This window comes from Flavobacterium sp. (assembly GCF_044369455.1).
Taxonomy (GTDB): Bacteria; Bacteroidota; Bacteroidia; order Flavobacteriales; family Flavobacteriaceae; genus Flavobacterium.
The window spans coordinates 370,331-382,382 of sequence record NZ_JBIPLW010000002.1; the positions used below are offsets into that span (position 1 = coordinate 370,331).

The window sequence follows — 12,052 nt, forward strand, 5'->3', positions numbered from 1 at the left end:
AAATTGATATTAAACAGAACGTGACCGTAAAAAACAATAAATTAAAAGAATGAAGGATTTATATATTATTGGTGCAGGAGGATTCACAATGGAAGTTTTGTTTTTGATTGATAGATTTTACAAAAACAAATGGGATAATATTTATATCATTGATGATAATTCAGATAAAATAGGCACTAAGATTAGAAATGTTGATGTTGTTTCTACTATTAATGATTTTATAGTGAAATGCAAAAATGATATATCTACAGAAAAAGATGTTTTAATCGCAATCAATAATCCAAAAATAAGAAATACTATTGCTGATCTTTTTTTAGAAGAAAAAATTAAAATTAATTTTCCGAATTTAGTGGATGGCACTATAATATTTGATGAAGAATATAGCAAAATGGGGAAAGGAAATATAATTATGGATTATGTAGGAATTACGGGGAACGTAGCTATAGGAGACTTTAATATTATAGGTGCCAGAACAGGAATAGGTCACGACTCTTCCATAGGTAATTTTAATACCTTTTCCCCGAGAGTTTCTATCTCTGGGAATGTAACTATTGGCAATTGTAATACATTCGGTTTAAACTCTGCAATTCTACAAAATAAAAGTATTGGAAATAATAATGACATTTGGTCCTACACAATGATATTAAAAAACATTAAAAATGACTGCACCTATTTTGGGATGCCAGCAAAAAAAATACAAATTTAAACTTAATTATTATGGAAGAATTTATTGAAAATTTCTATGGAATTTTAGATGACACTGAAAAAAGCGAAATAGATCAAAACACAGATTATAAAAGCCTAGATGAATGGGATTCTATGACTAGCCTTATGCTCATTGCGATGGTAGATGAAAAATATGGAAAACAAATCAAAGGTGAAGATATTAAAGAATGTTTGACTTTAGAAAATTTGTACGCAAGGATACAATCTAAATAATTATGACTGAGGGTATCTTAAATATATCTAATGTACAAATATCGGGCTCTGTAAGTTGCGTTCCAAAAACTAAAATTTCTAATTTAGAAAACACACTTTTTAATTCTCCTGAGGAAGCATTGAAGTTTGTTGAAATGACTGGAGTAGAAGAAAAAAGGCATTTAGAGAATGGCGTTTTGGTATCTGATTTATGTTATGAAGCAGCAGCGTTATTAATTAAAAAATTAGAATGGGAAAAAGATGAAATAGGAGTATTAATTATGGTGACACAAACACCAGATTATTTAATTCCTAATACTGCAATAATTTTACAGGATCGTTTAGGTTTATCAAAAAACTCAGCTTGTTTTGACATTCCGCTAGGATGTAGTGGTTTTGTATATGGTGCATCCGTAATTTCATCAATGTTAACATCTCAAGGTCTAAAAAAAGGGCTATTATTAGTTGGGGATTCCTCTAGTCTACTTGCCAGCGCAGAAGATAAAGCATTATCACCGTTATTTGGCGATGCAGGATGTGCCACGGCTTTCGAGTTTAATGAAGGAAAAAACATCAATTTTAAACTATGGACAGATGGAGCTGGTTTTAAATCCATTATTGTTCCAGATGGTGGATATAGAAATAGATTCTCAGCAGAATCGTTATGCCTTTTAGAAGATAAAGATGGTAATAAAAGAACAAACTTAAATCCTAAAATGAACGGAACAGATGTTTTTTCTTTTGGGATAACACAAGTACCTCGTGAAATAAAATTGTTTCTGCAACATATAAACAAGGAAGTTTCTGATATTGATTATTTTCTTTTTCATCAAGCTAATAGGTTTATGCTAGAAATGATTAGAAAAAAATTAAAATTGGAAAGTAGTCAAGTGCCTTATTCAATTATAAAATATGGTAACACCAGTTCAGCAAGCATCCCTTTAACCTTATCAATTTTAGGTGACGATGTCAGAAATAAAAAAATTGCTATGTGTGGCTTTGGTGTTGGATTAAGTATTGGCTGTGGATATTTTGAAATAGGAGACGATTTTGTAAGTGAATTAATTGAATATGAAGGATGATAATTTTTATTTAATTGAGAAAACAATTTTAGTAACTGGTGCTACATCTGGTATTGGCTTTGAAATATGTAAACAAATTGCCAATGCTGGTGGAAATTTTATTGGTATTGGTAGAAATATTGAGAAATTACAAGATTTTATAGCGGATAACAGGCTGGAAGAGTCAAAAGCAATAAAGTTTGATTTAATAGAGATCGATACTATTCATTTATTAGTATCTAACTTATCTATAAAAATTGATGGTTTTGTGCATTCAGCAGGAATAGTAAATGTAAGCCCCATGCAATTCTTTAATTATAGCGATTACGAGAACATTAGGAAAATAAATTTAGATTGTGTCTTGGTTTTATTTTCTGAATTATTACAGAAAAAGAAAATTAATAAAAATGCGTCTGTAGTTTTTATAAGTTCTATTTCTGCAATTAGAGGAGCTAAAGGAAATGGCCTATACGCTATTACAAAAGCTGCTTTAGACGGTATTAGTAAAGTGTATGCAAATGAATTATCGTCAAAACGTATAAGAGTTAATACCATTCAACCAGGCATGGTAGAAACAGATATGTTCATGCAAGCCCAAGACATTTTATCTAAAGAAATCATGGACATAGACCGCTCTAAATACCCTTTAGGCTATGGTGAAGCTAAAGATATTGCATTGCCTGTTATTTTCTTACTTTCCAATGCTTCAAAATGGATAACTGGTCAATCAATTGTTGTTGATGGCGGTAGGTCTTCTTTGTTGTAATACATTAAAAGAAACATTTTTTTGATACATCACATTAAAGAACTTGAATCTCCAAAAAAAAACTTCATAGATGATAGAGCCACTATTTTGTAATCTTGACGATAGGTCAATTGTGTATAGACATGTTTCTGATTTGTTTGTTGTATGTGTCTATTTTTTGGTTGATCAGGAAAAAGTACTTATTGTTGATCCGGGAAGATTGAGTGAAGAAGTTTACCTTTGGTTGGAACAATTTAAAAACCATAAGAAAATCATCTATATCACTCATGAACATTTTGATCATCACTATGATGTTAATAAATTATTGAAAATCCAGAACACTTCAGCATTCATTTATTCTAAACAGTTTGAAGATGCGCTTCAATGCTGCAAGAAGAATCTATCCTATTATTATGATACTGTAATAGAAACGGCTTTGAGTATTCCGAGTGACTCCAATTATTTTGAAGTTATAGAAACGCCTGGGCATAGTGTATTTTCAATTTGTTTTTTGTATAAAAACATGCTTTTTAGTGGAGACACTGTCATTAATAAAAAAAATTTAGTTCTTAAATTACCAGGAAGCAACAAGGTGAATTTTAAGGAATCAATTGATAAAATAAAAAATATAATACCTGATGACACTATCATTTTACCCGGTCACGGCGATTTGTTTATTTTTAATACTTGGTTAATGTAAAAAAGTAATCGTACTTGCGAGCAATAGAAGCGATCATAAATTAAGAATGTATTAGTAAAGAATACTATAAATTCAAAAACAATAATTTTTTTATAAACTTCATCACTCAGGACCGATAAAATAAAAAAGTATCCAAAGAAATATGATAAATCATAATTCAATCAACCAAAAAAGAGTCTGAAACTAATTTTAATTGCAACACATCTTTCAATTTTACTACTTAAGCGTATTAATTAATAGGATTTTAACGAAAATCACAATCACTTTAAAAATATTTAAAAAATGCTATTTGCTATATTAATAAATAATTGTACTTTTGCGCTCCCTTTATTGGGAATGGAATGTTTAATTAAAATAATATTATGGACGCATTAAGCTACAAGACACAATCTGCAACCAAGGCCACTGTTACAAAAGAGTGGATCATTGTAGATGCTGATGGTCATAACTTAGGTCGTTTTGCTTCAAAGGTCGCTATGATTCTTAGAGGTAAATACAAGCCAAGTTATACACCTCACGTCGACTGTGGAGATAACGTAATTGTTATCAACGCAGAGAAAATCAACCTAACAGGTAACAAACTTGACGAGAAAACGTATATCCGTCACACAGGTTATCCAGGAGGACAAAGAACTTTGACTGCAAAGGTTTTGCAATCAAAAAATCCTGCTTTGCTAATTGAAAAAGCGGTGAAAGGGATGTTGCCTAAAAACAAATTGGGAGCAGAACTTTTCAGAAATTTAAATGTTGTTGTAGGAACTGAGCACAAACAAGGTGCGCAAAAACCTAAAACAGTTAACCTAAACGATCTTAAGTAATGGGAGTTATTCACAAAATCGGTAGAAGAAAATGTGCTGTTGCACGTGTTTATGTTTCAGAAGGAACAGGAAAAATTACCGTAAACAAAAGAGAATTCAACAACTACTTCCCAACAGCTACTTTACAGTACAAAGTATTGCAACCAATGTCTATGACAGAAAATGCAACTAACTTTGACGTTAAAGTAAATGTATATGGCGGTGGTTCAACAGGGCAAGCAGAAGCTGTGAGAATGGCAATTGCAAGAGCAATGTGTGAAGTGGAAGCTGAAAACAGAGCTATCCTTAAACCAGAAGGATTACTAACAAGAGATCCAAGAATGGTAGAACGTAAAAAATTCGGTCAGAAGAAAGCACGTAAGAGATTCCAATTCTCTAAACGTTAATACTGAACTTATTTCAGTATCTTTTCAAGATAGCGAAACTACCAAAAACAGATGCTGAAATGAATTCAGCACAAAGTATTGAAATTTAAAACAAAGTTGTCGATATTCCTGGTAAAAAAGGAATTAGTTTAGCATCGAAATGCAGTCCAAAGTCTTAAAGCAGAAAGTCTTGAAGCGAAAAAGGTGACGCATTGCTAATCAAACGGAACGTAAACTATTACACAATGGCAAACAAAATTGACGTTAAAGAATTATTAGAAGCAGGTGTTCACTTTGGACACATGACTCGTAAATGGGATCCAAACATGGCTCCATACATTTATATGGAGCGTAATGGAATTCACATTATCAATCTATATAAAACAGCTGCAAAAATTGAAGAGGCTAACGAAGCCATGAAAAAAATTGCAGCATCAGGTAGAAAAATACTTTTCGTAGCTACCAAAAAACAAGCAAAAGATATCGTTTCAGAAAAAGCATTGGCTTGTAACATGCCTTACATCACAGAAAGATGGCCTGGGGGAATGTTAACAAACTTCGTTACTATCCGTAAAGCTGTTAAAAAAATGGCTACTATCGATAAAATGAAGAAAGATGGTACTTTCATGACACTTTCTAAAAAAGAAAGACTTCAAGTAGATCGTCTTCGTGCAAAATTAGAGAAGAACTTAGGTTCTATCGCTGAGATGTCCAGACTTCCAGCTGCATTATTTGTTGTGGATATCAAAGCGGAGCACATTGCAATAAAAGAAGCACAAAAATTAAACATTCCAGTTTTCGCAATGGTTGATACTAACTCTGATCCACGTGAAGTAGATTATGTTATTCCATCCAATGATGATGCTTCAAAATCAATTGACAAAATTTTATCTTTAGTAACTGACGCGGTAAAAGACGGATTAGCAAATAGAACCTCTGATGGTGATAATGCTCCTGAAATAGAAACGGAAGTAGAAGAAGTTACTGCTGCTGTTGAAGAACCAGCTGTAGAAGTTGCTCCAGAAGTGGAAGCAGTTGTTGAAGTAGAAGCTGCTCCAGAAGCAGAAGCTACTGAAGACTCGAGCGCTAGCGAACAGGCAGAGCAAACTAAATCTGAAGAATAAAAGAAATTAAATTCCAAAAAAGAAATTCCAAACCTGCCTGACGGCAGAAAGGTTCCAATAATTGTCAACTAATTGATGATTTCTTAAACTTGGGATGTGGAATTTTAAGTTTGGAATTTATCATTTTTACAAAATAAATTAATTTAAAATAAAAAATAGTATGTCAACAATCACAATTACTGCTGCAGACGTAAATAAATTAAGAACACTTACGGGTGCAGGAATGATGGACTGTAAAAAAGCTTTAGTAGAAGCTGAAGGGGATTTTGATTTAGCCATTGAAAATCTTAGAAAAAAAGGGCAAAAAGTTGCTGCTAATCGTTCAGACAGAGAATCTACTGAAGGTGCCGCTATTGCAGTGGTTAGTGCGGATAAAACCACAGGTGTTGTTATCACATTAAACTGCGAAACTGATTTCGTTGGAAAAAATGAAGGTTTCGTAAAACTAGCTACAGAATTAGCGAATCACGCTATAAACTTTGATACAAAAGAAGCATTTTTAGCTTCAAATTTCAATGGAATTTCGGTAGCTGAAAAATTAATTGAGCAAACAGGAGTAATCGGAGAAAAAATTGAAATCGCTTCTTTCGAAAGATTGTCTGGTGCTTTTGTTGGTTCTTACATTCACGCTGGAAACAAAATTGCTACCTTGGTAGCACTTTCTGCAAGCGTTCCTGGTGCTGAAGAAGCTTCAAGAAACGTAGCAATGCAAGCAGCTGCAATGAACCCAATTGCTTTAGATGAAGCGGGTGTGGATGCAGATGTTATTGCCAAAGAAATTGAAATTGCTAAAGATTTATTGCGGCAAGAAGGCAAACCAGAAGCGATGTTGGAAAACATTTCTAAAGGAAAGATTCAGCGTTTTTACAAAGACAATACATTAGTAAACCAAGATTATATTAAAGATGGCTCGATGAGCGTTACAGCTTATGTTAGAACTGTGGATGCAGGTTTAACTGTAACAGGTTTCAAAAGAGTTGCTTTAGGATAGTTTTAGTTCATTATAACAAAAGCCATAATTTCGGAATTAGGCTTTATCTTAACTAATTGTAATTATTCAAGTCAATTTATTCACTAAAAGTGTTATTTAATTGTTACCTTTTTTATAGAAAAAAAGACCTTCTAGATTTTTCTAGAAGGTCTTTTTCATTTAAATTGGTTAAAACTATCTTTTAACTACCCTTACGGTTTCCAAATTATCTTCTTGTGCTACAACTACATTGTAAACCCCACTTGGATAACGATCTCCGATTTGTTGTTCTACCATATCGCTTGGTCTAACTTCTCTTCTCTCGATTAGTCTTCCTGTCATATCATAAACCACAATACCTACTTTATTTTCACTTGATGTCGTTAAACTCAAGTTAAACGTTTCTGTATATGGGTTTGGATAGGCCGTAACACCAAATGGTGATTTTGTATCCACTGCAACTGGTGCAACTTCTCTTATACTACCACAATTAGTGAAGTAAAGTGTTACTGCTGCATTAAAGGCAACAACGCCACAAGAATTAGTAAACGATGCTCTATAATAATTTACTCCAACTGCTGGGTTAGCTACCGCATAACTAGTACCATTAGCACCTGGAATATCCTCAAATCCTGCTGAGGTTGATGTAGTAGACGTTTGCCATTGTATAGCTCCTGTAGAACCCGCGCCAATTGTCAATACTTTTTGTGGATTGTTAGTACACAATGGTGCTGAAATAGTTCCTGCTGGTGTTGTTTTAGCACTAGTAATAGTCTTTGTAATTGGTTTTGCCACTACAAATACTGAAACTGGTCCTGCTATAACTGATCCTGAACAACCACTCATAGTTACTACGGCTTGGTAAGCAGTAGATGCCGTTAAGCTTCCTGTATTTAATGTCGTTCCTGTTTGTCCACTAATATTAGCAAATGTACCTGGCAATCCTGTAGTAGATGATATCGTAGCTTTTTGCCATTGTATGGCACCTACTGAACCTGTTAAGGTTAAGGTAGTGCTATTTGAAGGACAAATTGTTGCACTTAATGGTGAAATTGCACCAGCTACAGCGCCCAATCCATTTACATACTGCACTGGAGTTGCATACGCTTCTGAACAAGCACCGCTCTTAATTCTAGCTCTAAAATAAACTGTTCCAGCTGCATTAAAATTAGTGAATACATAAGTAGCTGCTGCTCCTGTTGATGCTGCTGTAGTAAATTCAGTAGTATCGCTTGGATTGTTAAACACTCCAGATTTCCAGAAAGGTGCAACTAAATAATTTATTCCATCGGTTGAATACTGCCATTGAACGGTTCCTGTATATCCTGAAACCGATACAGTTGAACCTCCACCTGCACAAAGTGTTCCACCGCCTACTAAAGTTCCTGCAACTGATAATGGATTTACTGTAATGGTTGTAACAGCACTTCTTGCTAAGGTACATTCGCCACTCTCTACCACACTTCTTACATAGAATTTTGATAATGGTGCATACGCTACATTAGTCATTGTAAATGAATTTCCTGTAGCTCCATCTATTGGTGAAAAACCTGCTGTTGTAGAGGTAGTAGAAACTTCCCATTGTATTGAGGTTCCTGTATAAGGAGCAGAGGTAAAGGTAATATCGCCTCCTATACATACACTTGTTGTTGCAACTCCATTTACTGTAGCTGTAGTAACCCCTGCTTTGGCAGCTTTATTTACTGTGATTTTTGTTTCTTCTGTAGTAATGGAACAAGCTCCATTGGTTACCAATGCTCTATACCAAGTATCTGCGGCTAAATTAGTAACTACTAAACTCGAAGTCGTACTTCCTGCTGCTGACCAAGTTGGGATAGCTGCATTAAAGTTAGTTGATTTTTGCCATACAATTGTTCCGTTATTTCCAATTAATGAAAGTGTTGTACTATTAGTAACTGGTAACGAAAGTGGATTTCCATTAGTATCAAGTGGAGTACCACTAGTTATAGGACCACAAACGGTAACGTCACCTCCAGTAATAGTTCCTGCAATTGCTGGTAAACTAACGGTGATTTTGATAGCAACGCCATTTACTGAAGAACAAACTCCATTAGATGCTACTACTCTAAACCAGGTGTCTTGTGTCAAATTCCCTGATGACAATGACAACGCTGGATTAGCATCAGATAATGATAATTGAGGATATGGGTCTGCAAAATTAGTAAAGTTTGTACCATCTATAGAGGATTGCCATTGAATGTTTCCAACACTACCCGCAGCTAAGGTTAAATTCACACTGCTGTTTTGACAGGTTGTCAAGGCAGGGGATAATGTTCCATTGGTAGCCGATTTTGCTGTAATCGCAGCTGCTTTGGATAGCACTGACTGTTCTAGCAAGGTAGCATTTGATGAAAATAAACCTCCTGTATCACAGGCATTGCTGATAGCAAGTCTATATTTTGTTCCTGTTGGTGGAACAGCTGTTGTGGTTCTTGTAATAGTTAAAGTAGCTGTAGTAACGCCTGCATAGTTAGCGTTATTGGCCAAAGGTGTCCATAAAGTACCTGTTGGTGTTTGTACTAACCATTGGTAGGTTGGCGTAGCGCCTGAGGCAACAACTGAAATACTAGCAGTCGCTCCAACGGCTTTACAAATTGTTGGACTTGTTGGCTGGGATGTGATAGTAAGATTATCAATTGTCAAATACAACGTTACATTTTCTGTACAACCTGTACCATTTGTTGTAGTACCTGTATAAGTTCCACTAGTAGTATAGGTCTCACCAGTTACTGGCCATGTATAACTATCACATGCTGTTACACTTTGTGAACTTGATGTACTGTTGTTGATAGTCAATACCAATGTTTTAGTATCTGGACATCCTGCAGCATTGGTACTTATTGAAGTATAGGTACCACTTTCTGTATAGGTAACTCCATTTTCTGACCAATTATAACTATCACATGACGTTACACTTTGTGAACTTGAGCTACTGTTGTTGATGGTCAATACCAATGTTTTAGTATCTGGACATCCTGCAAAATTGGTACTTATTGAAGTATAGGTGCCACTTTCTGTATAGGTAACTCCGTTTACTGACCAATTATAACTATCACATGACGTTACACTTTGTGAACTTGAGCTACTGTTATTGATGGTCAAATTCAAGGTTTGTGTATTTGTACATCCTCCTGCAATATTCGTTACGTTTGTATAAGTACCACTTTGTGTATAAGTAGTTCCATTAACTGTCCAAGTGTAACTATCACAAGCAGAAATAGTTGTAGTATTTATAGTGCTTGGATTCACCGTAATCGTTAACGTTGTTGTCGTGGCACATTGACCCGCTGTTGGCGTAAAGGTATAAGTCGTTGTTTGCGTATTGTTCAACGCTGGCGACCAGGTTCCTGTTATGCCATTATTAGAAGTTGTTGGCAATGCTGACAAACTCGCTCCTGAACATATTGGTGCAACTGCCGTGAATGTTGGTGTTACAGTTGGATTAACCGTAATCGTCAATGTTGCAGTCGTTGCACATTGACCCGCTGTTGGAGTAAATTTATACGTAGTTGTTGCGGTATTATCTAACGCTGGCGACCAGGTTCCTGTTATTCCTTCGATAGACGTTGTTGGCAATGCAGATAAACTCGCTCCTGAGCAAATTGGTGCAACTGCCGTGAATGTTGGCGTTAAATTTGGTGGATTCACCGTAATCGTTACTGTTGCAGTCGTTGCACATGGTCCAGCATCTGGTGTGAAAGTATACGTTGTTGTAGTTGTATTATCTAATGCTGGCGACCAGGTTCCTGTTATTCCATTATTCGATGTTATTTGCAATGCTGACAAACTCGCTCCTGAACAAATTGGTGCAACTGCAGTGAATGTTGGCGTTACATTCGGATTAACCGTAATTGTTACTGTTGCAGTCGTTGCACATTGTCCAGCATCTGGTGTGAAAGTATACGTTGTTGTAATTGTATTATCTAATGCTGGCGACCAGGTTCCTGTTATTCCATTAGTAGACGTTGTTGGCAATGCTGACAAACTCGCTCCTGAACAAATTGGTGATACTGCCGTGAATGTTGGCGTTACATTCGGATTAACCGTAATCGTTACTGTTGCAGTCGTTGCACATGGTCCAGCATCTGGTGTGAAAGTATACGTTGTTGTAGTTGTATTATCTAATGCTGGCGACCAGGTTCCTGTGATATCATTAGTAGATGTCGTTGGCAACGCTGATAAACTCGCTCCTGAACATATTGGTGCAACTGCCGTAAACGTTGGCGTTACATCCGGATTAACCGTAATCGTTACTGTTGCAGTCGTGGCACATTGTCCAGCATCTGGTGTGAAAGTATACGTTGTTGTAGTTGTATTATCTAATGCTGGCGACCAACTTCCTGTTATTCCATTAGTAGATGTTGTTGGCAATGCTGACAAACTCGCTCCGGAACAAATTGGTGCAACTGCCGTAAACGTTGGCGTTACATTCGGATTAACCGTAATCGTTACTGTTGCAGTCGTTGCACATTGTCCAGCATCTGGTGTGAAAGTATACGTTGTTGTAGTTGTATTATCTAATGCTGGCGACCAGGTTCCTGTTATGCCATTATTAGAAGTTGTTGGCAATGCTGACAGACTCGCTCCTGAACATATTGGTGCAACTGCCGTAAACGTTGGCGTTACATTTGGATTAACCGTAATCGTTACTGTTGCAGTCGTTGCACATTGTCCAGCATCTGGTGTGAAAGTATACGTTGTTGTAGTTGTATTATCTAATGCTGGCGACCACGTTCCTGTTATTCCATTAGTAGATGTTGTTGGCAACGCTGATAAACTCGTTCCGGAACATATTGGAGCAACTGCCGTGAATGTTGGCGTTATATTTGGATTAACCGTAATCGTCAATGTTGCAGTCGTCGCACATTGACCCGCTGTTGGCGTAAAGGTATACGTCGTTGTTAGCGTATTATTTAATGCTGGCGACCAGGTTCCTGTTATTCCATTATTCGATGTTATTGGCAATGCTGACAAACTCGCTCCTGAACAAATTGGTGCAACTGCTGTGAATGTTGGCGTTATATTGGGATTAACCGTAATCATTAACGTTGCAGTCGTCGCACATTGACCCGCTGTTGGCGTAAAGGTATACGTCGTTGTTAGCGTATTATTTAATGCTGGCGACCAGGTTCCTGTGATACCATTATTCGATGTTATTGGCAATGCTGCCAAACTCGCTCCTGAACAAATTGGTGCAACTGCCGTGAATGTTGGCGTTACTAGTTGGGTGCTGGTCATTACTCTATTGCCTGTGCCATCAGTTGAAATAGCCACGAAAAGTCCATTGCCGTAGGTTATGGAATACCATTGATTGTCGGCTGCCGAGCTTC

The 12,052-nt window shown here is 36.2% G+C and carries 10 protein-coding genes; 9 read left to right on the plus strand and 1 reads right to left on the minus strand.

Going from position 1 to position 12,052, the window contains the following annotated elements:
* The first annotated feature begins 49 nt into the window (after positions 1–49).
* The 9 genes from ACIQ2L_RS03810 (at position 50) to tsf (ending at position 6,722) form a co-directional block, all read left to right on the plus strand.
* Entirely contained in the window at positions 50–706 is a 657-nt protein-coding gene (locus ACIQ2L_RS03810; protein WP_396156594.1) for a serine acetyltransferase, read from the plus strand.
* Between the two features lie 11 nt (positions 707–717).
* The gene (locus ACIQ2L_RS03815) at positions 718–939 is read left to right on the plus strand and encodes a phosphopantetheine-binding protein (protein ID WP_396156596.1); all 222 of its coding nucleotides are present in this window, start codon (positions 718–720) and stop codon (positions 937–939) included.
* A 2-nt stretch (positions 940–941) separates the two neighbouring features.
* Positions 942–2,000, plus strand: a complete 1,059-nt coding sequence (locus ACIQ2L_RS03820; RefSeq protein WP_396156598.1) for a ketoacyl-ACP synthase III — start codon at positions 942–944, stop codon at positions 1,998–2,000.
* The gene (locus ACIQ2L_RS03825; RefSeq protein ID WP_396156599.1) at positions 1,990–2,745 is read left to right on the plus strand and encodes an SDR family NAD(P)-dependent oxidoreductase; all 756 of its coding nucleotides are present in this window, start codon (positions 1,990–1,992) and stop codon (positions 2,743–2,745) included. The genes ACIQ2L_RS03820 and ACIQ2L_RS03825 overlap by 11 nt, the downstream gene beginning before the upstream one ends.
* A 70-nt stretch (positions 2,746–2,815) precedes the next feature.
* Positions 2,816–3,424 carry an MBL fold metallo-hydrolase gene (locus ACIQ2L_RS03830; RefSeq protein ID WP_396156601.1) on the plus strand — a complete coding sequence of 203 codons (609 nt, stop codon included), beginning with the start codon at positions 2,816–2,818 and terminating at the stop codon, positions 3,422–3,424.
* A gap of 362 nt (positions 3,425–3,786) precedes the next feature.
* Positions 3,787–4,242 (plus strand): 50S ribosomal protein L13, encoded by a 456-nt coding sequence (gene rplM, locus ACIQ2L_RS03835; RefSeq protein ID WP_396156603.1) that lies wholly within the window; start codon positions 3,787–3,789, stop codon positions 4,240–4,242.
* Positions 4,242–4,628, plus strand: coding sequence for a 30S ribosomal protein S9 (gene rpsI / locus ACIQ2L_RS03840; RefSeq protein ID WP_136150856.1), 387 nt, complete (start codon positions 4,242–4,244; stop codon positions 4,626–4,628). Before rplM ends, rpsI begins: the two co-directional genes overlap by 1 nt.
* A gap of 224 nt (positions 4,629–4,852) precedes the next feature.
* Positions 4,853–5,731, plus strand: coding sequence for a 30S ribosomal protein S2 (rpsB, locus tag ACIQ2L_RS03845; protein ID WP_396156605.1), 879 nt, complete (start codon positions 4,853–4,855; stop codon positions 5,729–5,731).
* A gap of 160 nt (positions 5,732–5,891) precedes the next feature.
* Entirely contained in the window at positions 5,892–6,722 is an 831-nt protein-coding gene (tsf, locus tag ACIQ2L_RS03850; RefSeq protein WP_396156607.1) for a translation elongation factor Ts, read from the plus strand.
* Between the two features lie 174 nt (positions 6,723–6,896).
* Here tsf and ACIQ2L_RS03855 read toward each other — a convergent pair.
* A partial coding sequence (locus ACIQ2L_RS03855) for a T9SS type A sorting domain-containing protein (RefSeq protein ID WP_396156609.1) occupies positions 6,897–12,052 on the minus strand: 5,156 nt, incomplete at its 5' end.

Bases quoted from the DNA above. Each gene is read 5' to 3' on its own strand.
- ACIQ2L_RS03810 (WP_396156594.1), top strand. From the start codon at position 50: ATGAAGGATTTATATATTATTGGTGCAGGAGGATTCACAATGGAAGTT.
- ACIQ2L_RS03815 (WP_396156596.1), top strand. From the start codon at position 718: ATGGAAGAATTTATTGAAAATTTCTATGGAATTTTAGATGACACTGAA.
- ACIQ2L_RS03820 (WP_396156598.1), top strand. From the start codon at position 942: ATGACTGAGGGTATCTTAAATATATCTAATGTACAAATATCGGGCTCT.
- ACIQ2L_RS03825 (WP_396156599.1), top strand. From the start codon at position 1,990: ATGAAGGATGATAATTTTTATTTAATTGAGAAAACAATTTTAGTAACT.
- ACIQ2L_RS03830 (WP_396156601.1), top strand. From the start codon at position 2,816: ATGATAGAGCCACTATTTTGTAATCTTGACGATAGGTCAATTGTGTAT.
- rplM (WP_396156603.1), top strand. From the start codon at position 3,787: ATGGACGCATTAAGCTACAAGACACAATCTGCAACCAAGGCCACTGTT.
- rpsI (WP_136150856.1), top strand. From the start codon at position 4,242: ATGGGAGTTATTCACAAAATCGGTAGAAGAAAATGTGCTGTTGCACGT.
- rpsB (WP_396156605.1), top strand. From the start codon at position 4,853: ATGGCAAACAAAATTGACGTTAAAGAATTATTAGAAGCAGGTGTTCAC.
- tsf (WP_396156607.1), top strand. From the start codon at position 5,892: ATGTCAACAATCACAATTACTGCTGCAGACGTAAATAAATTAAGAACA.